This window comes from Polaromonas sp. P1_G1 (genome assembly GCF_056405595.1).
In genome coordinates this window covers 20,452-44,336 of sequence record NZ_JBFUBU010000031.1, presented here as the reverse complement: position 1 = coordinate 44,336, position 23,885 = coordinate 20,452, and the positions used below count along the sequence as shown (strand labels likewise).

The following is a 23,885-nucleotide window of genomic DNA, read 5'->3' as shown; positions in this document are numbered from 1 at the left end:
ATTACGCTCCTCCCACTTTGGACGATGACTGCGACTGCGATTGAGACTGGAACGCCACCGGCGATGACGGCCCCTCCAGAATCCAGGTGTCCTTGGTGCCGCCGCCCTGCGACGAATTGACCACCAGCGAGCCGTCTTTCAGCGCCACGCGCGTGAGGCCGCCGGGCACCATCTGCACTTCCTTGCCGCTCAGCACAAAAGGCCGCAGGTCGATGTGGCGCGGCGCGATGCCGCTTTCGACATAAGTCGGGCAGGTCGAAAGGCTTAGCGTGGGCTGGGCGATGTAGCCGGATGGGTTGGCCAGCAAGGCGGCGCGAAATTCCTCGATCTCGGCCTTGGTGGCGGCCGGGCCGACCAGCATGCCGTAGCCGCCGGCGCCGTGCACTTCCTTGACGACGAGGTCCTTGAGGTTGGCCAGCGTGTACTGCAAATCCTCGTTGTTGCGGCACATATAGGTGGGCACGTTCTTGAGGATGGGTTTTTCGCCGAGGTAGAACTCAATCATCTTGGGCACATAGGGGTAGATGGACTTGTCGTCGGCCACACCCGTGCCGATGGCGTTGCACAGCGAGACATTGCCGCTGCGGTAGACGTTGAGCAAGCCCGCGCAGCCCAGCGTGGAGTTGGGGCGGAAGGCCAGCGGGTCGAGGAAGTCGTCGTCGACGCGGCGGTAGATCACGTCGACGCGTTTGGGGCCGCGCGTGGTGCGCATGTAGACGAAGTTGTCCTTGACGAAGAGGTCCTGGCCCTCGACCAGTTCCACGCCCATCTGCTGCGCAAGGAAGGCGTGCTCGAAATAAGCCGAGTTGTACATGCCGGGCGTGAGCACCACCACCGTGGGTTCGGCCGTGGCCGGCGGCGCCATGCCGCGCAGGGTCTCGAGCAGCAGGTCGGGGTAATGGGCAACGGGCGCGACACGGTTCTGGCTGAAAAGCTCGGGGAACAGCCGCATCATCATCTTGCGGTCTTCCAGCATGTAGCTCACGCCGCTGGGCACGCGCAGGTTGTCCTCGAGCACGTAGTACTCACCCTCGCCCTGGGCATTGGGCGCGCGCACGATGTCGATGCCGCTGATGTGCGAATAGATGTTGCCGGGAACGTCGACACCCATCATCTCGGGGCGGAACTGCGCGTTCTGGAAGATCTGCTCGGACGGGATGACGCCGGCTTTGATGATTTCCTGGCCGTGGTAGACGTCATGGATGAAGCGGTTAAGCGCCGTGACGCGCTGGACCAGGCCTTTTTCCATGCTGGCCCACTCATGTGCGGGAATGATGCGCGGAATCAGGTCGAAGGGGATCAGGCGTTCGGTGCCCGCGCCGTCTTCATCTTTGGCGCCGTAGACGGCAAAGGTGATGCCGACGCGGCGGAAAATCATCTCGGCTTCGGCGCGGCGCGCCTGCATCACGTCGGCCGGCTGCTTGGCCAGCCAGCGCTGGTAGCCCTGGTAGTGTTCACGGACGCTGGATTCCGTGGCATTCATTTCATCAAACATCGGTCGGCTCATTGGCTTGATCTCCAGCAAGTTTTTGCTCAGGGCATTGTTTTGACGTAGCTTAGCAAGTTATGCGCCAAGGCGGCGCAGCTCCCAAGCATTTTTAACGTCCAGGCACATGATGCCAGTAGCGTTTGCCCTCCTCCCGCTGGCAACGCAAGGCATCCGGACGCTGGCTGTCCCACAGCGCCGCGCCGCAGGGTGCGGACTTCACAAGGTGTATGCCGCGTGCCTCGTAACGCGCCGCCACGGCCTCGGCCGGGTGGCCGAAGCGGTTGCGGTAGCCGGCCTGCGCCATGGCCCATTGCGGCCGCACGGCATCGAGGAAGGCCACAGTCGACGAGGTCTTGCTCCCGTGGTGAGGCACCAGCAGGAAGTCAGCCTTGAGGCTGGCCGGGACACTGGCGACGAGCGCGGCTTCCTGGGGCACCTCGATATCGCCCACCAGCAGGGCTGTCCGGCTGCCGTTGGAGATGCGCAGAACACAGCTCATGGCGTTGGGCTTGGCGGCCGCGCCGTAGGCCTCGGCGGCCGGGTGCAATACCTCGAACCGCACGCCATCCCATTCCCAGCGCTGGCCGGCCACACAGCGTTCAGCCTTGCGCAGGGCCTGCAACGGGTGGGTGTCTTCAATCGAACTGAGGAACCGGGCTCCCGGCTGCATCGCCAGCACGGCAGCCGCCCCGCCTATGTGGTCGATGTCGCGATGGCTGATCATGAGCACGTCCAGCCGTTCGCCGAGCGCGCGCAGCAGCGGCACCAGCACGCGGTGGCCGGCATCGCTTTCGCGCGAAAAGCGCGGGCCGGCGTCATAGAGCAGGCTGTGCCTGGCGGTACGCACCAGCACCGCATTGCCCTGCCCTATGTCGGCCGCCAGCAGTTCAAACTGCCCGGGCGCGACCCGCAGCGGCTGCCACAGCAGCACGGGCAGCAGCAGCGGAATGCCGAGCACACGCCAATGCCAGGGCAGGCGTGTGGCCAGCAAACCGCCGCCCGCCACACCCGCAGCGGCGCACCACAGCGGCGCCGCGGCCACACTGATCGAGGCCATGGGCCAGGCCGCCAGCCACTGCAGGAACAGCGCCAGCACGCTGACGCAGCCCGCCGTGGCAGCCCAGGCCGGCGCCCACAGCACGCCCAGCAGGGCCAGCGGCGTGATCAGCAAGGTCACGGCCGGAATGGCCACGGCATTGGCCAGCAGGCCGACCAGCGAGACCTGGTTGAACAGCAGCAGCGACAAAGGCGTGAGCGCGAGCGTCACCACCCATTGTTCGCGCACGGCGCGGGCCAGGCCGGCCAGCCAGCGCGGGCCGAACCGCCGCCATCCCGTCTGCGGCGTGCCCGAAGGGTCCGTCCTTTCGCCCCGCGCATGGCCTGCGCCCGCGTCCGTCGCAAACAGCACGCCGACAGCCACAAAAGAGAGCCAGAAGCCGGCCTGCATCAAGGCCCAGGGGTCCAGGGCGACCACCACGGCCATAGCCAGCAGCCAGGTCTGTGTCCACGGCCATTGCCGGCCGCCCTGGCGCAGCAGGATCACGGTGGCCAGCATCCAGATGGTTCGCTGCGCGGGCACGCCCCAGCCTGAAAACAACGCATAAAGAACCGCCAGCATGAGCCCGCCCAGTGCGCCGGCGCCGGCGGCCGGCAGTGCCAGGCACAGCCGGGACGTGAGGCGGGCGGAGCGCCGCCACAGGCCGCCGATCAGCAGCGAGGCGGCCCAGGCGAACATCGTGACGTGCAGGCCGGAAATGCTCATCAAATGCGCCACGCCCGTGGCACGAAAAACGTCCCAGTCGGCCCGCTCAATGGCGTTCTGGTCGCCGACCACCAGCGCGGCGATGATGCCGGCCCACTGGCGGTTCTCCACACGCGCGAAAATTTTCTCGCGCACCACCTGCCGGGCTTGCTCCACAGGGTACCGCCAGCTGCTGGAAAGTTTTTCGGGTGGCGCGTCATGCACGCCGGCACGCACATAGCCGGTGGCCTGTATGCCCTGCTCCCACAGCCACAGCTCGTAGTCGAAGCCGTGCGGGTTGCTGTTGCCGTGCGGCGCCTTGAGCCGCACCGTCATGCGCCAGCGTTCGCCGGCGCGCAGGGCCTGCGGCTGGCGCTGCAGGGTCAGCGCCGCTTCGAAGGGGTCCGCATCCTGGGCCAGGGGGCGAGGCTCGCGCCCGGCAAAGCCCGAATACCAGCCCAACAGGATTTGTGGCGGCAGGGTGAGCTTGCGGCCGTCCAGGCGGGCGGACTCAATACCAAGGCGAAATCGGAGGCCGTCCTCGCCGGGCTGCGGCATGGCCAACACGCTGCCCGTGACCTCAATGTCGCGGCCTTCCAGGGCCGGATCCAGCGCCGTGGACTGGAAAACGCAGGCCCGCCAGCCGGCCGAGCCCCATCCCAGCAACGCCGCCAGGGCAAACGCGGACATCACCCTGCCCCAGGGTGGCTTTATCGCGCGCCTGCCAAAACGCCACAAAAGCCCGGCCGCCGCGACAGCCAGCACGGAACACAGGACATAGCCTGGCTGCGGCCATAACGCGGATTGCTGCAATTGCAGGGCTACGCCCGAGATGAAACCGGCCAAAACAGGCCCCGGACTCACAGCGTATGGCCGTGGCACCGTGAATACAGCTGGCTCCAAAGCTGCCTCCCCTTCTTTTTTTGCTTTTTTAGGAAGCTGTTTAACGGGAGGCCCAGGCAAAGCGCCGACAGCAAGCCATGCAAACTCCGCATATGGCGCAGCTCTTGCTTTCAGAAATGCCGTCAAATCCGGGTAAGCTGTCTACGCGTCCTAATGTCCAGGCTGCATGATGTGGCGGCCTGTGATGGGTTTATTTTTCCGGCGGTGTGCCACGCCCTGTTATTTTTTTAAGCGAGGTTGCCTTGTCCATCCACGTTGCCCTGAGCCACATCACCCACTACAAATACGACCGGCTGGTGAAACTCGGCCCCCAGGTGGTCCGCCTGCGGCCCGCGCCGCACAGCCGCACGCAAGTGCTGTCTTATTCCCTCAAGGTCGAGCCCGCCGGGCATTTCATCAACTGGCAGCAGGACCCGTTTGCCAACTACCAAGCCCGCCTGGTGTTTCCCGAGCCGACACGCGAGTTCAAGGTCACGGTGGACCTGGTTGTCGAGATGGCGGTGTTCAACCCCTTTGATTTCTTCCTGGAACCGGCCGCCGAGGAGTTCCCCTTCACCTACAACGCGCTGCAGGCCCGCGAACTCGCCCCTTACCTGGCGACCCAGCCGGCGACACCGCTGCTCAAGCGCTACCTCGAAAAAATCGACCGCACACCCAAACGCACCATCGACTTCCTGGTGGGCCTGAACCAGGGCCTGCAGTCGGACATCAAGTACTCGATCCGCATGGAGCCGGGCGTGCAGACGCCCGAAGAGACCCTGCGCCTGGCCTGCGGCTCCTGCCGAGACACCGGCTGGCTGCTGGTGCAGCTGCTGCGCCACATGGGCCTGGCCGCGCGTTTTGTCTCGGGCTACCTGATCCAGCTCAAGGCCGACGTCAAATCCATCGACGGCCCCAGCGGCGCCGAAGCCGACTTCACCGACCTGCACGCCTGGTGCGAAGTCTTTCTGCCCGGCGCCGGCTGGGTGGGCCTGGACCCGACCTCGGGCCTGATGGCCGGCGAAGGCCACATCCCGCTGGCCTGCACACCCGAGCCGTCGAGCGCCGCGCCCGTCGAAGGCGGTGTCGACAAATCCGAAGTCGAGTTCGAGCACCACATGGCGGTGCAGCGCATCTACGAATCGCCGCGCGTGACCAAACCCTATACCGAGGAGCAGTGGCAGGAGGTGCTGGCGCTCGGCGAGAAGGTCGACCAGGACCTGGCGGCCGGGGACGTGCGCCTGACCATGGGCGGCGAGCCGACCTTTGTGGCCACCACCGACCGCGACGCGGCCGAGTGGAACATCGACGCGCTGGGCCCGACCAAGCGCGGCTATGCGACCGAACTCGTGCAGAAGCTGCGCGCCGAATACGGCGAAGGCGGCTTCCTGCATTTCGGCCAGGGCAAGTGGTACCCGGGCGAGCAGCTGCCCCGCTGGGCGCTGAGCATCTTCTGGCGCAAGGACGGCCAGCCGATCTGGCAGAACCCCGAACTGTTCGCCGACGAGCGCCAGCCTTGCAACTACACCAGCGCCGACGCGCAGCGTTTTGTGCAGACGCTGGCGGGCAAGCTGGGGCTGGCCACCACTTACATCACGCCGGGCTATGAGGACACCTGGTATTACCTCTGGCGCGAGCGCCGGCTGCCGGTCAATGTCGACCCCTTTGATTCGAAGCTGGACGACGCCATGGAGCGCGAGCGCCTGCGCCGCGTCTTCATGCAAGGCCTGGATTCCGTCGTAGGTTATGTGCTGCCGCTGCAGACCAAGGAGCAGCTCAAGCAGAGAAACGCCGGCGCTTCGCCTTCGCTGGCCGGCCCGAAATGGACCACCGGCCCCTGGTTCTTCCGCGAAGAACGCATGTATTTGATGCCGGGCGACTCGCCCATGGGTTACCGCCTGCCGCTGGATTCCGTGCCCTGGGTGTCCAAGACCGACTATCCCTACATGATCGAGGCCGACCCGTTCGCGCCGCGGCAAGACCTGCCGGCCGCTTCGGCCCTGGCCGCGCGCTACAACGGCAGCTTCAGCGCGGCCCGCGGCGCGACGCCGGTGGCGCCCTCCGCGGGCGGCAGTGCCAGTTCACTCGCGCAGTACATGGCGCGCTACATGGCCGGCAATACAGCACTGACGCAGGCCAGCCGCATCCTGCAGTTCCGCCCGCTGGGCAACAACGGCACGAACGGCGCCCAAGGCGCGGACGGCAAACCGGCCGGCACCTCGCCCGAGGCGGCCGCGCCCCAGGACGACCGCGCGCCCAAGCCTTTTGAATCAGCCGCCTGGCTGACACGCACCGCGCTGTGCGTCGAAGTACGCGACCCGCAGCGCGCCAACGGCCCCAAGGACAAACCCAAGGCCGACCCCGACAGCAAGGCCAACAAATCAGGCCGCGGCGAAACCGGCGCGATCTACGTCTTCATGCCGCCCATGGAGCGGCTCGAAGACTACCTGGACCTGCTGGCCGCCGTGGAAGCCACGGCGCAGTCGCTGGGCGTGAGCATCGTGCTCGAAGGCTACCCGCCGCCGCGCGACCCGCGCCTGAAAATGCTGCAGGTCACGCCGGATCCGGGCGTCATCGAGGTCAACATCCACCCGGCCTACAACTGGGGCGAGCTGGTGGAGCACACCGAGTTCCTCTACAAGATCGCGCACGAGACGCGCCTGTCGGCCGAAAAGTTCATGACCGACGGCCGGCACACCGGCACCGGCGGCGGCAACCATTTCGTGCTGGGCGGCGCCACGCCGGCCGACAGCCCCTTCCTGCGCAAACCCGAGGTGCTGGGCAGCCTGATCGCCTACTGGCACAACCATCCTTCGCTGAGCTATTTGTTCTCGGGCATGTTCATAGGCCCGACCAGCCAGGCCCCGCGTGTGGACGAAGCCCGCAACGACCAGCTCTACGAACTCGAGATCGCCTTGCGCGAGATCGAAAACAACCGCAAGAAATACGGCGCCGACATGCCGCCCTGGCTGGTGGACCGCACCTTGCGCAACATCCTGGTCGACGTCACCGGCAACACGCACCGCAGCGAGTTCTGCATCGACAAGATGTATTCGCCCGATTCCGCCACCGGACGCCTGGGCCTGCTGGAGCTGCGCGCCTTTGAGATGCCGCCGCATGCGCGCATGAGCATCGCCCAGCAGCTGCTGCTGCGCGCGCTGGTGGCGCGCTTCTGGAACAAGCCCTACCACGGCCGCGTCACGCGCTGGGGCACAGAGCTGCACGACCGCTTCCTGCTGCCCGGCTTTATCCGCATGGACTTTGAAGACGTGCTGACCGAGTTGCGCGAAGCCGGCTACCCCTTCGACATGGCCTGGTTCGAGCCGCATTTCGAGTTCCGCTTCCCGCTGATAGGCCAGGTCAAGTCCAACAGCATCGAGCTGACGCTGCGCAGCGCGCTCGAGCCCTGGCATGTGATGGGCGAGGAAGGCTCGGCCGGCGGCACCGTGCGCTACGTCGATTCGTCGCTGGAACGCGTCGAGGTGCACGTCACCGGCCTCAACGACAACCGCTACGTGGTCACCGTCAACGGCCGCGCGCTGCCGCTGCAAAGCACGGGCCGCGTCGGCGAATACGTGGCCGGCGTGCGCTACAAGGCCTGGAACCCGCCGTCGGCCCTGCACCCGTCCATCGGCGTGCATGCGCCGCTGACCTTCGACATCGTCGACACCTGGATGGAACGCTCGCTGGGCGGCTGCCAATACCACGTGGCCCACCCGGGCGGGCGCAGCTATGACACCTTGCCGGTCAATTCGTACGAGGCCGAAAGCCGCCGCCTCACGCGCTTTTTCCGCATGGGCCACACGCCGGGCAAGATGCGCGTGGCGCCGGCGCAGCCGAGCCGGGAGTTCCCGTTTACGCTGGACCTGCGTTGAGGGCGGCCGGGGGCCCTTCCCCGGCGCCTATCAGCCTGTCTTATGGCTGCAACAATTGCATGCGCAAGCGGCATAAATAGCCAATTTGGCCGGGAATCAGCCCTTCATTGAGGCTTTACGCCTCAGGGCCGCAGGCATACTTGCAGCACGTGGAAAATAACACCCAGTCACTTTTTGCCGCCCAGGCGCTCGAATCCCCCTGCGCCCTGGCCGCCGCGCTGGCGCCGCATGCGGCAGCCGGCCATTTCGACGAGTTGCGAGGCCGTGTCTCCGAAGGCCCCGCGCCCGTGGAAGCGGCCGCGCCGGCCCAGCCCGCCTTGCGCGCGGCCGGCAGCGCCCCCGAAGCCGCTCCCACCCAGCCTGAGGCTCCCGCTGCAGCCACTGACGACAGCCTGTCGCCCGACTGGGCGCGTTTTTTCAACTTCCTGGGCACCGACGGTTTTTACGACCTGAACCACCGCACCGCCAACCTGCGCCGCCAGATCCGCGACAACGGCGTGACCTACAACGTCTATGCCGACGCCAACGGCCCGCAGCGGCCCTGGGCGCTGGACCTCTTCCCCATGATGGTCTCGGCCGGCGACTGGGCGCAGATCGAGGCCGGCATCCAGCAGCGCGCCCGCCTGCTGGACCGTGTCATGGCCGACATCTACGGCCCGCAGGAACTGCTCTCCAAAGGCCTTTTGCCCAGTGCACTGGTGCATGCCCACCCGGGCTACCTGCGCGGCATGCAGGGCGTGCAGCCGGCTGGCGGCACCTACCTTCACATTGCCGCCTTCGACATCGCCCACGGCCCCGACGGCCACTGGTCGGTGGTCTCGCAGCGCACGCAAGCGCCTTCCGGCCTGGGCTACCTGCTGGAAAACCGCCTCACCATCTCGCTGCTGTTCCCCGAGGCCTTCCGCGAAATGCAGGTCGAGCGTCTGGGCGCTTCGTACAAGGCGCTGGTCGACGGTCTCAAGGCCATGAGCCCGGCCGACGGTAGCGAGGAAAGCCGCGTGGTGCTGCTGACCCCGGGGCCTTACAACGAAACCTATTTCGAGCACGCCTACCTCGCGCGCTTCCTGGGCCTGACGCTGGTCGAGGGCAGCGACCTGCTGGTGCGCGACGACAGGCTTTACCTGAAGACCCTGCGCGGCCTGGAGCCGGTGCACGGGCTGCTCAAGCGCCTGGACGACGAATTCCTCGACCCGCTGGAGCTGCGGTCCGATTCCACGCTGGGCGTGCCCGGCCTGCTGCAGGTGATACGCGCGGGCAACGTGCTGGTGGTCAACACGCCGGGCTCGGCTTTCCTTGAATCCAGCGCGCTGCTGGGCTTTCTGCCGGCGCTGTCGGAACACCTGCTCGGTGAAACCCTGGCCTTGCCCTCGCTGGCCACCTGGTGGTGCGGCGAGCAGGCCGTCATGCAGGACGTGCTGGGTCAGCTTAAGAACTGCGTGATCAAGCCGACCTACCCCGGCTCGGGCATGGAGTCGGTGATAGGCCATACGCTGTCGCGCCGCGCGCTCGACGAATGGGCCGGCCGCATCGTGCGCCGCGGCGAAGACTACACGGTGCAGGCCTACCTGCCGCTGCCGCAGACCCCCACCTGGCAGGGTGAGCGGATTTCCCCGCGCTCGGCCATGCTGCGCGTGTTCGCCGTGGCCGACGGCAAGGGCTCCTGGCAGGTGCTGCCGGGCGGCCTGGCGCGGCTGGCCGGCAAGAACGAGAACATGTCTTCCATGCAGCACGGCGGCAGCAGCGCCGACGTGTGGGTGCTGGGCGATACTTCCGCGGCCAGGGCCGGGCATGCCGCCCCGCGCGCCGAGCAGCCCGCGCCGGCCTGGGCCGCGGCGCCGCTGCGCCACCGCCCACCGGTTACCAGCCGTGCGGCCGAAAATCTTTTCTGGCTGGGCCGCTACACCGAGCGCGCCGAAAACTCCACGCGCCTGGCGCAGATCACGCTGCAATGCCTGGGCGGCGAAGACCAGACCTCGCAGCCGCTGCTGGCCTGGCTGACCAGCATGGCCGTCGGCAATGCGCTGGTGCTCGACAGCGTGCCGCCGGCCACGCAGGCGCGCCGGGTCTTTGAACGCGCCTTGATCGCCAACCTGGCCGACACCGAACAGGCCGCCAGCGTGGGCTACAACCTGCGCGCGCTCAAGAGCGCGGCTTCGGCCGTGCGCGAACGCCTGTCGCAGGAACAGTGGCACATGATCGTGCGCACCGAGGCTGATTTTTTCCAGCGTTGCTCGATTTTCAGCAGCGTGGGCCAGTCGCAGACACAAAGCCAGGGCGGGCAAAGCCAGCAGCAGACCAGCCAGTACCTGCTCGAATACTCCTCCGTCGAGGCGCTGCGCGCGCTCGAATCGGCCAGCGGTTTCCTCTCGGCCATGACGGGCGCGCAGACCGACCGCATGACGCGCGACGACGGCTGGCGCCTGCTCAGCATGGGCCGGCTCATCGAGCGGCTCAACACCCTGGCCGGTGCGCTGGTGCGCGGTTTTGAAACCGGCTCGGTGTTCGAGGAAGGCGGCTTCAACGCCATGGTGGCGCTGTTCGACAGCACCATCACCTTCCACGCGCAATACCAGCAGCGCCGCGACATCCCGGCCCTGCTCGACCTGCTGGTACTTGACCGCGACAACCCGCGCTCACTGGGCTGGGTGGTGCAGACCCTGCGCGGCCGCCTGGCCAAGCTGGCCGGCAGCGCGCCGGGCGACATGCCAGAGCTTGCGATGGAACTGCCCGATCCCGGCAGCTGGGCCCTGGCCGACCTGTGCGCGGACATGCAGACCGAAGGCGACGGCGAGGGCCAGTGCCATGACGGCCGCCTGGTCGAGCTGCTGCGGCAATGCTGCGATGCCGCGCTGGACCTGTCGGACACCCTGAGCCGCCGCTACTTCAGCCACGCGGCCTCCGGCAGCCAGAGCCTGGGCGCCTGAGCGCCGGGACAAGCGAGTCATTCCATGCTGCTGCACGTCGTCCACGAAACCCGTTACCGCTATGCGCCGGCGGTGGAAAACGCCCACCACGTGGTGCACCTCAAGCCCGCCAGCCGCAACGGCCAGAGCCTGCTGAGCTATGCCTTGCACGTCGATCCGGCGCCCGTGCAGTTACGCGAGACCGTGGACGTCTACGGCAACACGCGCAGCTATTTTTCGCTGCAGGCGGCGCATGAAAGCCTGACCGTGGTGGCCGACAGCGTGGTCTCCACCTCGGCCCTCAACCCGCTGCAGTCCGAGGCCTCGCTGGCCGGTGGCCAGGCGGCGTCGCCGCCCTGGGAGCAGGCGCGCGAGCAGTTCCGCTACCGCGCCGGCGCGGCCTACGACAGCGCCTCCGAATTCCTGTTCGCTTCGCCCTATGTGCCGCGCGACGAGGCCTTCGTCGAGTTCGCGCGCCCCAGCTTCCTGCCGGGCCGGCCGCTGCCCGAAGCGGCGCGCGACCTGATGGAGCGCATCCACCACACCATGGCCTATGAGAGCGAAAGCACCGAGGTCAACACGCCGGCGCTCGAGGCGCTCAAACAAGGCAAAGGCGTGTGCCAGGATTTCGCCCACATCATGGTGGCCTGCTGCCGCGCCATGGGCCTGCCGGCGCGCTATGTGAGCGGCTATCTGCTGACCAGCCCACCGCCCGGCCAGCCGCGCCTGGTTGGCAGCGACGCCTCCCACGCCTGGGCCTCGGTCTACTGCCCGGGCCTGGGCACCTGGCTGGATTTCGACCCCACCAACAACCGCGCGCCGGGCGAAGACTACGTCACGCTGGCCACAGGCCGCGATTTCCTCGACGTCTCGCCCATGCGCGGCGTGATACGCGGCGGGGCGCAGCACATCCTCGACGTCGCCGTGACGGTGGAGCCGCTGCCAGAGACCGAAGTCCAGTCCCTTACGACGGGGAACTGAGCGCGGCGTCACCCAGCAGAGAGCCCTCGGGCAGGCTGCCCACCAGCCGGCGCCGGCACAGGCCGACAAACTCCTGCGCCGCGCCCGACTGGGCCTGCAGCGGCTTGAAGGCCAGCAAGGCGCGAAACGATACATCGGCCGCGAGCGGCACGCTGCGCAGGCCCAGCGCCAGGTATTCACGCGCCACCAGCGGATTCGTCACGGCCAGCCCGGCGCCGGCGAGCACCAGCGCGCATTGCGTCGCGCTGTACGGCGTTTCAATCACAAAGCGCGCCTGCACGCCGGCCTGCGCGAGTGCCGCTTCCAGGCGCCGCTGCGCCGGGTCGGACGCCGACAGGCCCACCAGTGGCACCTCCTGCAGGTCCTGCGGATGCAGCAGCTGCTTGCGCGCCAGCGGATGGGCGGCCGGCATGATGCAGACGGCGGGCGCCTGGTAGAACAGCGAAGACACCAGGCCGCTGGTGTCGGCCTCGTCGCCGAGGAAGGCCAGGTCCACCGCCCCCTGGAACAAGGCTTCGCGCAGCACCTTGGAACTGTCGACCAGCAGCAGGCAGCGCGTGCGCGGGTAGCTGCGCTGGAATTCTGCCAAAGCCCAGGGCATGACGCTGGCGGCCATGGCGTGCAGCGAACCTATGCGCAGCACGGTGTCTTCGTGCGACTGCAGCGCCACGATTTTTCGCTGCACGGCTTCCAGGCCTTCGTAGACCCGCTCCACCTCTTCCATCAGCGCGTGGGCTTCGGGCGTGGGCGTGAGCTTGCCCTTGGGCCGGTCAAACAGCTTGAGGCCGGCGCGCGCCTCCAGCTGTTGCAGCAGCTGCGTGACGGCCGGCTGGCTCACGTGCAAAGCCGCGGCCGCGCGGTTGGCCGTGCCCAGGCGCATGACCATGCGGAACACTTCAATCTGGCGTGCGCTTGCTTCGGCCATGGCGACTCCCTATAAGTTTTACTTATTCTAAATCGCCATGAAGTGCTGCACGGAAGCGCCAAGCCTTCATACCATTGGCCGCATGAACTCCTTCGTTTCCGTATCCTCCACGGCATCTCCCGTAGTGACCCGAAATCCGCACCTCTCCGGGCTGCGCTGCATCCATTGCGCTCGCGACTACCCCTTGCAGGATCTGCCGGCCGGCTGCCCACACTGCGCAGCGGCAGGCACGCCGGCGAGCCTGGAGGCGGTCTATGCCGAACTGCCCAAAACCCTTAAAACTGCCAGCGCAGGTTATAAGTGGGGCGCTTGGCTGCCCTACACCCAGGGCGTTTCCCTGGGCGAAGGCGGCACGCCCTGCCTGGAGCTGCCGCGCCTGGCGCGCACTTTCGGCCTGCGGCAGCTGTCGGCCAAGCACGAGGGCATGAACCCCACGGGCTCGCACAAGGACCGCATGTCGGCCCAGGCCGTGAGCCGCGCGCTGGACGTGGGCGCGCAGACCGTGGTGCTGGCCTCCAGCGGCAACGCGGCGGTGTCGGCCGCGGCGTATTGCGCGGCCGCCGGCCTGGCCTGCGAAGTCGCCACCTACCACGACATGCCCGAGCCCTATGCGCGCGCGCTGCACCGCCTGGGCGCCAACCGCCTGAGCTTCGAGCGCGGCTTCGGCCGCTGGGAACATCTGCGCCGCCGCGTCGAGCAGGACGGCGCCTTCGCGCTGACGAACTACAGCGTGCCCGCCGTCGGCAGCCCAGCCTTCGGCGTCGAGGGCTACCGCGCTGTGGCGCTCGAATGTGCGGCCGATGGCTGTGTCCCCGACCACGTGCTGGTGCCCACGGCGCGCGGCGATTTGCTCTGGGGCCTTTACAGCGGGTTTCGCGACCTGCTGCAGGCCGGGCTGGTCGCGCGCATGCCGCGCCTCTGGGCGGTCGAGCCTTTCCCGCGCCTGGCCCGCGTGCTGGGCGGCGAATCGCCGCAGTCCGAATTCACCGGCCAGACCGCGCAGTTTTCCATCGCGGGCAGCACCGTCACCTTGCAGCAGGCGCTGGCCGTGCGGCATTCGAACGGCGGTGCGGTGGTGGTCGACGACGCCGGGGCCGTGGAAGGCAGCAGGCAGCTGGGCGCGCAAGGCCTGTGGGTGGAACTGTGCGCGGGTGCCTGCCTGGGCGCGCTGGCGCAGTTGCGCGCGCGCGGCGAAATCGCGCCTTCCGAGCACGCCCTGCTGCTGCTGACCGCCAAGGGTGACCGCGACACCTTGGACACCTTGCCTTGACCTCTCCGATTCCCCCAACTCCCCTGAACCGACACCCCAGACCGCAAAGGATTTCCCCATGAAGACCCGACTGCTCACCACCCTGCTTCTGGCTGGCGCCGCCTTGATCAGCGCAAGCGCCCACGCCGCCTACCCCGACAAGCCCCTGCGCCTCATCGTGCCCTGGGCGCCCGGCGGCAGCACGGACGCGATCGCGCGCGCCATCGCGCAGCGCATGGGCGAGACCATGGGCCAGACCGTGGTGGTGGACAACCGCTCCGGCGCCTCGGGCCGCATAGGCACCGAGGCCGCGGCCAAGGCTGCGCCCGACGGCTATACCTTCGCCATCGTCGAGTTGCCGCATGCGATCGCGCCGGCCGTGTTCAACAAGATGCCTTATGACCTGCTGCGCGACTTCACGCCGGTTTCCATGGTCGGCACCTCACCGCTGATGCTGTTCGCCGGCCCGCAATACAAGAACGGCGACATCAAGGGTTTCCTCAAAAACCACCGCAACAGCAAGGTGCCGCTGGCCCTGGCCCACAGCGGCAACGGCTCCATCAGCCATCTGTCGAGCGAGCTGTTCGCCACCGCCACCGGCGTCAGGGTCAATGCGATTCCCTACCGCGGCTCGGCGCCGGCGCTCACCGACGTCGCGGCCGGCCAGGTGGATGCGCATTTCGCCACGCTGGCCAGCGCCAGCTCGCTGTTGGGCGCGAACAGGATTTCGGCCCTGGTGGTGACCGGCAACACGCGCTTGGCCTCGCTGCCCGACGTTCCCACCGCGCGTGAGGCCGGCATGGAAGGCATGCAGTTCAACCAGTGGTGGGCCTTGGTGGCGCCAGCCACCACGCCCATCGAGATCGTCGAGCGACTGCGCAACGAAGCCGTCGCGGCGCTGGCCCACCCGTCGACGCGCGAGCGACTCACCACGCTGGGCATAGACCTCAAGGGTTCGAGCCGCGACGAGTTGCGCGCCTTCATGCGCAGCGAAGTGGACCGCTGGGGCGCCGTGGTGCGCAAGGCCGGCATCAAGCCCGAATAAGCCCCCGCCCTGCATCACTTCCTTTCATGCCGCTACAGGCCGGCCCGTTGGCGGGCCCGCCCTACAATTCCCTGCACCACCCCGCCTGCGGGAACCGCCTTCAACCAAAGGGAAACACCATGAGCGCCTACGACAAGCTGAAAGCACTGAACATCACCCTGCCCCCCGTGGCGATCCCCGTCGCGGCCTACCTGCCTTTTGTGCAGACCGGCAAGCTGGTGTTCCTGAGCGGCCACATCGCCAAAAAAGACGGCAAACCCTTGGTCGGCCAGCTCGGCAAAAACATGACGACCGAAGAAGGCAAGGCGGCCGCGCGTTCGGTCGCCATCGACCTGATGGGCACGCTGGAAGCCGCCGTCGGCCTGGGCAAGGTCAAGCGCATCGTCAAGCTCATGAGCCTCGTCAATTCGACCGGCGACTACACCGAGCAGCACCTGGTGACCAACGGCGCGAGTGAACTGTTCGCCGAAGTTTTCGGCGATGCCGGCAAGCATGCGCGCAGCGCGTTTGGCGTGGCACAGGTGCCCATGGGTGCTTGTGTGGAGATCGACCTGGTCGCTGAAGTGGAATGAGTCCCGGAACGCCACCTCTCTACCAGTTCCGCTACTTTTTCAGCTCCGGTTCGGGCATTTGCCTGTGGGGTTTGAACCCTGAAGCGATCGAGCGGTATGGCTACGCAGTCGATCTGAAAGATTTGAAGCTCGAAGAGAACCTGCTGCGACGAGGATGGCATTTGTTGGCGTGGTTTGATACAGCTCTTGACTGGAGTTATCCGGGGAACCCTTCTCCCTGGACGAAAGAAGAGTCGCAGCGATTCGACGACTATGCGCAACGCTTCCTGTCTGATGTTCGGCAGGCACTCGGTACAGGCTTCGAAATTCGCGATGAGTCGAAAACGGCTGCGCAGACACGCTGACCTCCTGACCGTAGAACTGGAATGGCCAAAGACCTTTTGGCTGACGACCTGACACAAGCTTGCCTAGAATGACCAGGTTCCGGCCATTTCGCCGGGGCAGCGTTCTCAGGGCGGGGTGAAATTCCCCACCGGCGGTGTTTGCAGGCAACTGCATCAGCCCGCGAGCGCCCGCGCCTCCTCACCGGGGGGCGCGGGGTCAGCAGATTCGGTTCAACTCCGAAGCCGACGGTCACAGTCCGGATGAAAGAGAGCGCGATGCAAACGGCTGTGCCGTGGGCGGCGTTTGCCGGTGTGGAGTTCTTCCGCCCCGGCGGCCGTATGCCTGCGCGCCGGCCGCAGGCTCGTGCGCCCTGATTCTGGTAATACCTACAGAGGCCATCCATGAGTCAGACAAACAGTTCAGTTGCTTCCCCTTCCGCCATCTATTCCGGTGGCGCTCCCAAGGCGCGTTTCGCCTTTATCCAGTCGTCCTGGCACGAAGACATCGTGGACCAGGGGCGCGGCGCCTTCCTGGCTGAAATGGCCAGGCAGGGCGTGGGCCCTGAATCCATAGACACGTTTGAAGTGCCGGGCGCCTTCGAGATCCCGCTACACGCCAAAAAACTCGCGCAGTCGGGCCGCTATGCGGGCGTGGTCTGCTGCGGGCTGGTGGTGGACGGCGGCATCTACCGCCACGAGTTCGTCGCCGATGCAGTGATCAGCGCACTGATGGGCATACAGCTGGAGACCGGCGTGCCGGTGTTTTCCGCGGTGCTGACGCCGCAGCATTTCCACGAACACGAGGAACATCGCCAATTCTTCACCGCGCACTTCCTGACCAAAGGCAAGGAAGTGGCGCAAGCCTGCCTGGAGACGGTGGCGGGCCTGAAGAAACTCGAGTCGCTGCTCGCGGCCTGAGCCCGGCGCCCGCCCCTTTCAAGGGAAGCGGGCGTCGCCCTTATTCGACGCGGGTGATACCGGTGGGCTTGAAGCCCAGGTCGGCGGCCTTGCCCTTGCGCGCGCGTGCCGCGCGGGCGTTGTTCAGCGTGCGGATCTCCAGCGTTTCCTCGCGCGCCTTTCCGCCGCGGCCTATGCCTTCGATCTTGACGCTGCGGGTGTAGGCCGCCGCGCCGGCCAGGGTGTCCTTGGCTTCGAGGTCTATCAGCATCAAGCCGCGTCCGCCGGCGGCCTGCATTTTCAGCTCGCCGATTTCAAAGGTCAGGATGCGGCCGCCGGTGGACGCGCAGGCCACGTGCGTGGCGGGCACCATCGGCGTCGTGCCGCTGTTGAAGGCGGCGTGTGAGGGCCTGCAGATGGTTTCGCCTTCGGCGCAGCTGATGAAGGCCTTGCCGGCCTTGAGGCGGGACGTCATGTTCTCGACCGTGGCGAGGAAGCCGTAGCCGCCGCTGGCGCTGAGCAGCAGCGCGGCATTGGACGGCCCGGCGAAGTAATGCACCAGCTGCGTACCGGATTCGAGGTCGATCATCGTGGTGAGCGGCTGGCCGTCGCCGCGCGCACCGGGCAGCACGGACACCGGCACCGAATAAATGCGGCCGCGCGAACCGAAGGCCAGCAGCGTGTCGATCGTGCGGCATTCAAAGGTGCCGTAGAGCCCGTCGCCGGACTTGAAGGCAAAGCCCGCCGGGTCATGGCCGTGGCCGCTGCGCGCGCGCACCCAGCCCCTGTCGCTGATGACCACGGTCACCGGCTCGTCCAGCACCTTGACTTCGAGCACGGCTTTTTTCTCGGCCTGGATCAGGGTGCGGCGCGCATCGGTGAACTGCTTGGCGTCGGCCTCGATTTCCTTGATCAGCAGGCGCTTGAGCGCCGCCGGGCTGCCGAGGATTTCCTCGAGTCGGCCCTGCTCTTCGCGCAGGTTCTTGAGGTCCTGCTCGATCTTGATGGCTTCGAGCCGCGCGAGCTGGCGCAGGCGGATTTCAAGAATGTCTTCGGCCTGGATTTCACTGAGCTTGAAGCGAGCAATCAGCGCAAGCTTGGGCTCGTCCGACTGGCGGATGATGGCGATCACCTCGTCGATGTTGAGCAGCACCAGCTGCCGTCCTTCGAGGATGTGGATGCGGGCCAGCACCTTGTCGAGCCGGTGCTGCGAACGCCTTTGCACGGTGGTCTGGCGGAATTCAATCCATTCCGTCAGCATCTGGCGCAGGTTTTTCTGCGTCGGCTTGCCGTCCAGCCCGACCATGGTCAGGTTGATGGGCGCCGAGCTTTCCAGGCTGGTGTTGGCCAACAGGGTGTTGATGAGTTCGGACTGGCTGATCTTGCTGGTCTTGGGCTCGAACACCAGGCGCACGGCGGCGTCCTTGCTGGACTCGTCGCGCACCACGTCGAGCACAGCCAGGATGGTCTGCTTGAGCTGCACCTGGTCCTGGCTCAGGGCTTTTTTGCCGGCCTTGATTTTCGGGTTGGTGATCTCTTCGATTTCTTCAAGCACACGCTGGGTGCTGACACCGGGCGGCAGTTCCTGCACCACCAGCTGCCACTGGCCGCGCGCCAGTTCTTCGATCTTCCAGCGCGCGCGCACCTTGAGCGAACCGCGGCCGGTGCTGTAGGCTGCCGCGATTTCGGCGTGGCTGGAGATGATCTGCCCGCCGCCCGGATAGTCGGGCCCGGCGATCAGCGTGAAGAGTTCTTCATCGCTGAGCTTGGGCGTCTTGATGAGGGCCACGCAGGCGTCGGCCACCTCGCGCAGGTTGTGGCTGGGGATTTCAGTCGCCAAGCCGACGGCAATGCCGCTGGCGCCGTTGAGCAGGGTGAAGGGCAGGCGCGCGGGCAGCTGGCGGGGTTCTTCAAAGGAGCCGTCGTAGTTGGGCACAAAGTCGACCGTGCCTTCGTCCAGCTCGTCGAGCAGCAGGGTCGTGATGCGCGCCAGCCGCGCCTCGGTGTAGCGCATGGCCGCCGCGCCGTCGCCGTCGCGCGAACCGAAATTGCCCTGGCCGTCGACCAGCGGGTAGCGCTGGCTGAAGTCCTGGGCCATGCGCACCATGGCGTCGTAAGCCGCCTGGTCGCCGTGCGGATGGTATTTGCCGAGCACGTCGCCGACCACGCGGGCGCTCTTGACCGGCTTGGCCCCGCTGGCGCCGTTGGCGCCGCCAAAACCCAGACCCATGCGCGACATGCTGAAGAGGATGCGGCGCTGCACCGGCTTCTGGCCGTCGCAGACGTCGGGCAAGGCCCGGCCCTTGACGACGCTGAGCGCGTATTCAAGGTAGGCCCGCTGCGCGTACGCGGCCAGCGAATCCTGGTCGGCGGGCTCGGGAATGGGGGCGACTGCGTCCGGTGTGAAAAGATCATCCATCGTGATTTGGCTTGGGCTAGGTCAGGTTATGCCGGGCCGGTGCGCACAGGCGCGGCCGGTACAGGATTATGGAAAGAAAAATGGAGGGAGCCGCTTTCAGGCTGCCGGGTTTGCCGGCGAAACTCCGGGTGCATGGGCGTCAGTTCCGCTCGGGTGGGACCTCTGGCGTGGCGGTGGACGCGACCGTGGTCGGCACCATGTTGCTGCGGCCCGTGGCACCGCCCATCATCTCCATGCGCACCCGGCCGCCGCTCGCGCTCATCATGCTGGGCGGCTTGAGGTGGTTATAGAGCTGCATCACGGTCTTGACGTAGTTTTTGGTCTCGGGATAGTTGGGGATTTTGTTGCCCGCGCGCTGTACGGCGCCTTCGCCGGCGTTGTAGGCGGCAATCGCCAGTTCGAGCTGACCCGGGAACATGGCAATCAGGTCGCTAAGGTAGCTGGAGCCGGCCCGGATGTTGGTCTTGGGGTCGGTGAGCTTTTTGTGGACCGTGGAATCCTTGCTGGCCCGCACGCCGTAACGCTCGGCCGTGGGCGGAATCAGCTGCATCAGCCCGACCGCGCCCTTGGGCGAGACGGCCTGGGTGTTGAAGCCCGATTCGGTGGCTATCAGCGCCTGCAGCAGCTCGTAGTCGATGCCGTGCGTGACGGAAGCTTCGCGCAGCAGGTGTTTGACGGCCTTGTAGTTGGGCGACACGTCGAAGTAGGCCAGCAGCTTGGGGGGCGCGGCGGCCACGCCGGTGGCGCGATTGGCGCCGCTGCCGACAGCCTTGCCGCTTCGGCCCACGTTGTCGCCGGCGCTGAAGCTTTCGCTGCCGCGGAAAAAGAGTTCATAGCGGTCGTCCAGCCGCACCGCCGAAAAATGCGCGATGCCGTCTTTGTCCACGTAGCCCCAGATGTCGGCGTGGGCAGGCGAGGTGAACAGCGCTGCCAGGCCCATGACCATCAGGGGCAGGCCCAGCGCGCGCAGGGGCCGCCGCAGAAAGGATAAAAAGGTCTCAGGCAGTTTCATCAAATATCAATTTCCACGGCATCGCCGTGCAACTCCATCAGTTCGCGGCGGGCCGCAGCTTCGCCCTTGCCCATCAGCTTGGTGATCAGGCTCTCGGTTTGCCCGAAATCCTGGTTGCCCAGTTGCACGGGCAACAAACGGCGGGTATCCGGATTGAGTGTGGTTTCCCACAGTTGTTCCGCACTCATTTCACCCAGGCCCTTGAAGCGGCTGATGCTCCAGGCGCCTTCGCGCACCCCGTCCTTGCGCAACTTATCCAATATGGCGGTCAACTCGCCTTCGTCAAGGGCATAGACCTTGGACGCCGGCTTTTTGCCCCGCGCGGGCGCATCGACCCGGAAAAGCGGCGGCCGCGCGACATACACATTACCGGATGCTATCAATTTGGGGAAATGGCGGAAAAACAGCGTGAGCAGCAGCACCTGGATGTGGGAGCCGTCCACGTCGGCATCGCTCAGGATACAGACCTTGCCGTAGCGCAGGCCGCTCAGGTCGGGGGTGTCGTTCGGGCCGTGCGGATCGACACCTATGGCGACCGCGATGTCGTGGATTTCGGTGTTGGCAAACAGGCGGTCGCGCTCGACCTCCCAGGTATTGAGCACCTTGCCGCGCAGCGGCAGGATGGCCTGGCTTTCCTTGTCGCGGCCCATTTTGGCGCTGCCGCCGGCCGAGTCGCCCTCGACCAGGAAGACTTCGTTGTGGGCCAGGTCGCGGCTTTCGCAGTCGGTCAGCTTGCCGGGCAGCACGGCCACGCCTGAGCCCTTGCGTTTTTCGACCTTCTGGCCGGCCTTCTGGCGGGTTTGCGCGGCCTTGATGGCGAGTTCGGCCAGCTTGCGGCCGTAGTCGACGTGCTGGTTGAGCCACAACTCCAACGTCGGGCGCACAAAGCTGGACACCAGCCGCACGGCGTCGCGGGAGTTGAGGCGCTCCTTGATCTGGCCCTGGAACTGCGGGTCCAGCACCTTGGCGCTCAGCACATAGCTGGCGCGGGCGAAAACGTCCTCGGGCAGCAGCTTGACACCCTTGGGCAGCAGCGAATGCAGGTCGATAAAGCTCTTGACGGCGTTGAAGAGGCCGTCGCGCAGGCCGCTTTCGTGGGTGCCGCCGGCGCTGGTGGGGATCAGGTTGACATAGCTCTCGCGCACCGGCTGGCCGTCTTCGGTGAAGGCCACGCACCACTGGGCGCCCTCGCCTTCGGCAAAGCTGTCGTGCTGGGAATCGGCAAAACCTTCACCTTCGAACATCGGGATGACGGGGTCACCGTTCAGCGTCTGCATCAGGTAGTCGCGCAGGCCGCCTTTATAAGACCAGGTCTGGGTGTCCTTGGTCTTCTCGTTGGTCAGCGTGACGGTGACGCCGGGCATGAGCACGGCCTTGCTGCGCAGCAGGTGCGTGAGTTCGGCCATGGGCAGCGCGGCCGACTCGAAGTATTTGGCGTCGGGCCAGGCGCGCACGGTAGTGCCGGTCTTGCGGTCGCCTTCGCCGTTTTTGCGCAGGTGCAGCTTTTCGATGACGTCGCCGCCCGAAAACACCAGGCGGGCCACCATGCCTTCGCGGTAGGACGTGACTTCCAGCCGTTTGGACAGCGCGTTCGTCACGCTGACGCCCACACCGTGCAGGCCGCCCGAGAAACTGTAGGCGCCACCCTTGCCCTTGTCGAACTTGCCGCCGGCGTGCAGCCGGGTGTAAACGATCTCGATGACCGGCACCTGTTCTTCCGGGTGCAGGCCGAAGGGGATGCCGCGGCCGTCGTCGTCGACGCTGACAGAGCCGTCGGTATGCAGCGTGACCTTGATCTTCTTGCCGTGGCCGGCCAGGGCCTCGTCGGCGGAGTTGTCCAGCACTTCCTGGATGACGTGCAAGGGGTTGTCGGTGCGGGTGTACATGCCCGGGCGCTGCTTGACGGGCTCCAGGCCCTTGAGCACGCGGATCGAGCCTTCGGAATATTCGGTGGGTAGTTTGTCGGCCATGGCAGATGAAAGAATTGCCGCAATTGTAGTCCGGGCCGGGAAAGTCACTGTACAAACATACAGTCCACCCGATTCGGGGCGCGGGAACGAAGCGCGGGCGCGGCAGCGTTTCGCCATTTTCGTTACAGTCGGCGGATAGCTTTCCTGCCGCCCCAGGCCTTTCCTTTTTCGCCGCTCACGGCGACCGTTCATGACCACCGATACCAAAAAACTTTCCATGCTGCAGGTCCTGATCTGCGGCGCCACCATCGTCACGCTGTCCATGGGCATTCGCCACGGCTTCGGGCTGTGGCTGCAGCCCATCACCCAGGCCCAGGGCTGGACGCGCGAAACCTTTGCCTTCGCGCTGGCGGTGCAAAACCTGTCCTGGGGCGTGTTCGGCATCTTCGCCGGCATGGCGGCCGACCGCTTCGGCGCTTCCCGCGTGATCGTGGGCGGCGCCCTGCTGTACGGGCTGGGCCTGGTGGGCATGGCGCTGTCGCCCACGGGCTTTCTGTTCACCATGACGGCCGGGGTGCTGATAGGCGCCGCGCAGGCCGGCACCACCTATGCCGTCATTTACGGCGTGATAGGCCGCAACATTTCGGCGGAAAAACGTTCCTGGGCCATGGGCGTGGCCGCGGCGGCGGGCTCTTTCGGCCAGTTCCTGATGGTGCCGGTCGAAGGCCTGCTGATCAGCGGCCTGGGCTGGAAAGAGGCCCTGCTGGTCCTCAGCGGCGCCGTGCTGCTGATCGCGCCGCTGGCGCTGGGCCTGCGTGAAGGCGGGTTTGCCGGTGGCCAGCCCGCCAAACGTGAGCAGACCATCGCCCAGGCGCTGCGCGAAGCCTTCAAGTACCCGAGCTTCCAGCTGCTGATGGCGGGCTACTTCGTCTGCGGCTTCCAGGTGGTGTTCATCGGCGTGCACATGCCCAGCTACCTCAAGGACAAGGGCCTGTCGCCCCAGGTGGCCAGCTATGCGCTGGCGCTGATCGGGCTGTTCAATGTCTTCGGCACCTATATCGCCGGCTCGCTGGGCCAGAAAATCGCCAAGCGGAAAATCCTGGCGACGATTTACCTCTCGCGCGCGGTGGTGATCGCCGTGTTCATCGCGGCGCCCCTGAGCCCGCTGAGCGTCTACATCTTCGCCAGCCTGATGGGCTTGCTGTGGCTGTCGACCATCCCGCCGACCAACGCCGTGGTGGCGCAGATTTTCGGCATCCAGCACCTGTCGATGCTGGGCGGCTTCATCTTCTTCAGCCACCAGATCGGTTCCTTCCTGGGCGTCTGGCTGGGCGGCTATTTATATGACCGCACCGGCAGCTACGACATCGTCTGGTACATCGCCATCGCGCTCGGTGTGTTTGCCGCCCTGGTGAACCTGCCGGTGCGCGAGGCGCCGATCACGCGCGCCGGCGTGCCGCAAGGGGCCTGAGATGGCCAAAAAAGCCGGCTTGTGGGCGCTCGCGGTCATCGCGTCGCTGGGGGTATTTGCCCTCTACACACGGCCGGAATTTCTTCTCACACTCGCAAATCAGATCTGGGCCTGCTTTTAGGAGCCGCTCAAAAACCCTCCAGGCGTTGTTGCAGCCGCCTTGCCGTGCTGGAGCACTGTCTGCGGCGTCG

The 23,885-nt window shown here is 66.4% G+C and carries 15 protein-coding genes and 1 riboswitch; of the genes, 9 read left to right on the top strand and 6 right to left on the bottom strand.

Annotated features, from left to right (window positions below):
- Nucleotide 1: 1 nt before the first annotated feature.
- Nucleotides 2-1,507 (bottom strand): circularly permuted type 2 ATP-grasp protein, encoded by a 1,506-nt coding sequence (locus AC1D1Y_RS16695; RefSeq protein WP_477683297.1) that lies wholly within the window; start codon nucleotides 1,505-1,507, stop codon nucleotides 2-4.
- A 91-nt stretch (nucleotides 1,508-1,598) separates the two neighbouring features.
- A complete protein-coding gene (locus AC1D1Y_RS16690; protein WP_477683296.1) occupies nucleotides 1,599-4,094 on the bottom strand; it encodes a DNA internalization-related competence protein ComEC/Rec2 in 2,496 nt (831 codons plus the stop codon).
- Nucleotides 4,095-4,375: 281 nt separating this feature from the next.
- Between AC1D1Y_RS16690 and AC1D1Y_RS16685 the strand changes: the two genes are divergently transcribed.
- The 3 genes from AC1D1Y_RS16685 to AC1D1Y_RS16675 all read left to right on the top strand — a co-directional run bounded on the left by AC1D1Y_RS16685 (nucleotide 4,376) and on the right by AC1D1Y_RS16675 (nucleotide 11,871).
- Nucleotides 4,376-7,987, top strand: a complete 3,612-nt coding sequence (locus AC1D1Y_RS16685) for a transglutaminase family protein (protein WP_477683295.1) — start codon at nucleotides 4,376-4,378, stop codon at nucleotides 7,985-7,987.
- A gap of 149 nt (nucleotides 7,988-8,136) precedes the next feature.
- On the top strand, nucleotides 8,137-10,911 hold the full coding sequence (locus AC1D1Y_RS16680; RefSeq protein ID WP_477683294.1) for a circularly permuted type 2 ATP-grasp protein: 2,775 nt from the start codon (nucleotides 8,137-8,139) through the stop codon (nucleotides 10,909-10,911).
- A gap of 24 nt (nucleotides 10,912-10,935) precedes the next feature.
- Nucleotides 10,936-11,871 (top strand): transglutaminase family protein, encoded by a 936-nt coding sequence (locus tag AC1D1Y_RS16675; RefSeq protein WP_477683293.1) that lies wholly within the window; start codon nucleotides 10,936-10,938, stop codon nucleotides 11,869-11,871.
- On the opposite strand, the gene AC1D1Y_RS16670 is transcribed toward AC1D1Y_RS16675, so the two are convergent.
- Complete coding sequence (locus AC1D1Y_RS16670; RefSeq protein WP_436155194.1) at nucleotides 11,855-12,796, bottom strand: LysR substrate-binding domain-containing protein; 942 nt, start codon at nucleotides 12,794-12,796, stop codon at nucleotides 11,855-11,857. The two genes, AC1D1Y_RS16675 and AC1D1Y_RS16670, sit on opposite strands and share 17 nt — an antisense overlap.
- 82 nt (nucleotides 12,797-12,878) lie before the next feature.
- Between AC1D1Y_RS16670 and AC1D1Y_RS16665 the strand changes: the two genes are divergently transcribed.
- The 5 genes from AC1D1Y_RS16665 (at nucleotide 12,879) to AC1D1Y_RS16645 (ending at nucleotide 16,903) form a co-directional block, all read left to right on the top strand.
- The gene (locus AC1D1Y_RS16665) at nucleotides 12,879-14,066 is read left to right on the top strand and encodes a pyridoxal-phosphate dependent enzyme (RefSeq protein WP_477683292.1); all 1,188 of its coding nucleotides are present in this window, start codon (nucleotides 12,879-12,881) and stop codon (nucleotides 14,064-14,066) included.
- A gap of 58 nt (nucleotides 14,067-14,124) precedes the next feature.
- The gene (locus AC1D1Y_RS16660) at nucleotides 14,125-15,090 is read left to right on the top strand and encodes a tripartite tricarboxylate transporter substrate binding protein (protein WP_477683291.1); all 966 of its coding nucleotides are present in this window, start codon (nucleotides 14,125-14,127) and stop codon (nucleotides 15,088-15,090) included.
- Nucleotides 15,091-15,209: 119 nt separating this feature from the next.
- Nucleotides 15,210-15,662: a RidA family protein gene (locus AC1D1Y_RS16655; protein WP_477683290.1), complete on the top strand. Its 453-nt coding sequence runs from the start codon at nucleotides 15,210-15,212 to the stop codon at nucleotides 15,660-15,662.
- The gene (locus tag AC1D1Y_RS16650; RefSeq protein ID WP_477683289.1) at nucleotides 15,659-16,006 is read left to right on the top strand and encodes a hypothetical protein; all 348 of its coding nucleotides are present in this window, start codon (nucleotides 15,659-15,661) and stop codon (nucleotides 16,004-16,006) included. Before AC1D1Y_RS16655 ends, AC1D1Y_RS16650 begins: the two co-directional genes overlap by 4 nt.
- A gap of 97 nt (nucleotides 16,007-16,103) precedes the next feature.
- Nucleotides 16,104-16,262, top strand: a riboswitch (FMN riboswitch).
- Nucleotides 16,263-16,387: 125 nt separating this feature from the next.
- Nucleotides 16,388-16,903, top strand: coding sequence for a 6,7-dimethyl-8-ribityllumazine synthase (locus AC1D1Y_RS16645; RefSeq protein WP_477683288.1), 516 nt, complete (start codon nucleotides 16,388-16,390; stop codon nucleotides 16,901-16,903).
- 40 nt (nucleotides 16,904-16,943) lie between these two features.
- Here the strand turns inward: AC1D1Y_RS16645 and parC are convergent, their stop codons facing one another.
- The 3 genes from parC to AC1D1Y_RS16630 all read right to left on the bottom strand — a co-directional run bounded on the left by parC (nucleotide 16,944) and on the right by AC1D1Y_RS16630 (nucleotide 22,283).
- Entirely contained in the window at nucleotides 16,944-19,301 is a 2,358-nt protein-coding gene (gene parC, locus AC1D1Y_RS16640; protein WP_477683287.1) for a DNA topoisomerase IV subunit A, read from the bottom strand.
- Between the two features lie 139 nt (nucleotides 19,302-19,440).
- Complete coding sequence (locus AC1D1Y_RS16635; RefSeq protein ID WP_477683286.1) at nucleotides 19,441-20,313, bottom strand: lytic transglycosylase domain-containing protein; 873 nt, start codon at nucleotides 20,311-20,313, stop codon at nucleotides 19,441-19,443.
- Nucleotides 20,313-22,283: a DNA topoisomerase IV subunit B gene (locus AC1D1Y_RS16630; protein ID WP_477683285.1), complete on the bottom strand. Its 1,971-nt coding sequence runs from the start codon at nucleotides 22,281-22,283 to the stop codon at nucleotides 20,313-20,315. Before AC1D1Y_RS16630 ends, AC1D1Y_RS16635 begins: the two co-directional genes overlap by 1 nt.
- A 190-nt stretch (nucleotides 22,284-22,473) precedes the next feature.
- On the opposite strand from AC1D1Y_RS16630, the gene AC1D1Y_RS16625 reads away from it, so the two are divergent.
- Nucleotides 22,474-23,694 (top strand): MFS transporter, encoded by a 1,221-nt coding sequence (locus AC1D1Y_RS16625; protein ID WP_477683284.1) that lies wholly within the window; start codon nucleotides 22,474-22,476, stop codon nucleotides 23,692-23,694.
- The last annotated feature ends 191 nt before the right edge of the window (nucleotides 23,695-23,885 follow it).

Bases quoted from the DNA above. Each gene is read 5' to 3' on its own strand.
- AC1D1Y_RS16695 (WP_477683297.1), bottom strand. From the start codon at position 1,507: ATGAGCCGACCGATGTTTGATGAAATGAATGCCACGGAATCCAGCGTC.
- AC1D1Y_RS16675 (WP_477683293.1), top strand. From the start codon at position 10,936: ATGCTGCTGCACGTCGTCCACGAAACCCGTTACCGCTATGCGCCGGCG.
- AC1D1Y_RS16670 (WP_436155194.1), bottom strand. From the start codon at position 12,796: ATGGCCGAAGCAAGCGCACGCCAGATTGAAGTGTTCCGCATGGTCATG.
- AC1D1Y_RS16665 (WP_477683292.1), top strand. From the start codon at position 12,879: ATGAACTCCTTCGTTTCCGTATCCTCCACGGCATCTCCCGTAGTGACC.
- AC1D1Y_RS16660 (WP_477683291.1), top strand. From the start codon at position 14,125: ATGAAGACCCGACTGCTCACCACCCTGCTTCTGGCTGGCGCCGCCTTG.
- AC1D1Y_RS16655 (WP_477683290.1), top strand. From the start codon at position 15,210: ATGAGCGCCTACGACAAGCTGAAAGCACTGAACATCACCCTGCCCCCC.
- AC1D1Y_RS16650 (WP_477683289.1), top strand. From the start codon at position 15,659: ATGAGTCCCGGAACGCCACCTCTCTACCAGTTCCGCTACTTTTTCAGC.
- AC1D1Y_RS16645 (WP_477683288.1), top strand. From the start codon at position 16,388: ATGAGTCAGACAAACAGTTCAGTTGCTTCCCCTTCCGCCATCTATTCC.
- parC (WP_477683287.1), bottom strand. From the start codon at position 19,301: ATGGATGATCTTTTCACACCGGACGCAGTCGCCCCCATTCCCGAGCCC.
- AC1D1Y_RS16635 (WP_477683286.1), bottom strand. From the start codon at position 20,313: ATGAAACTGCCTGAGACCTTTTTATCCTTTCTGCGGCGGCCCCTGCGC.
- AC1D1Y_RS16630 (WP_477683285.1), bottom strand. From the start codon at position 22,283: ATGGCCGACAAACTACCCACCGAATATTCCGAAGGCTCGATCCGCGTG.
- AC1D1Y_RS16625 (WP_477683284.1), top strand. From the start codon at position 22,474: ATGACCACCGATACCAAAAAACTTTCCATGCTGCAGGTCCTGATCTGC.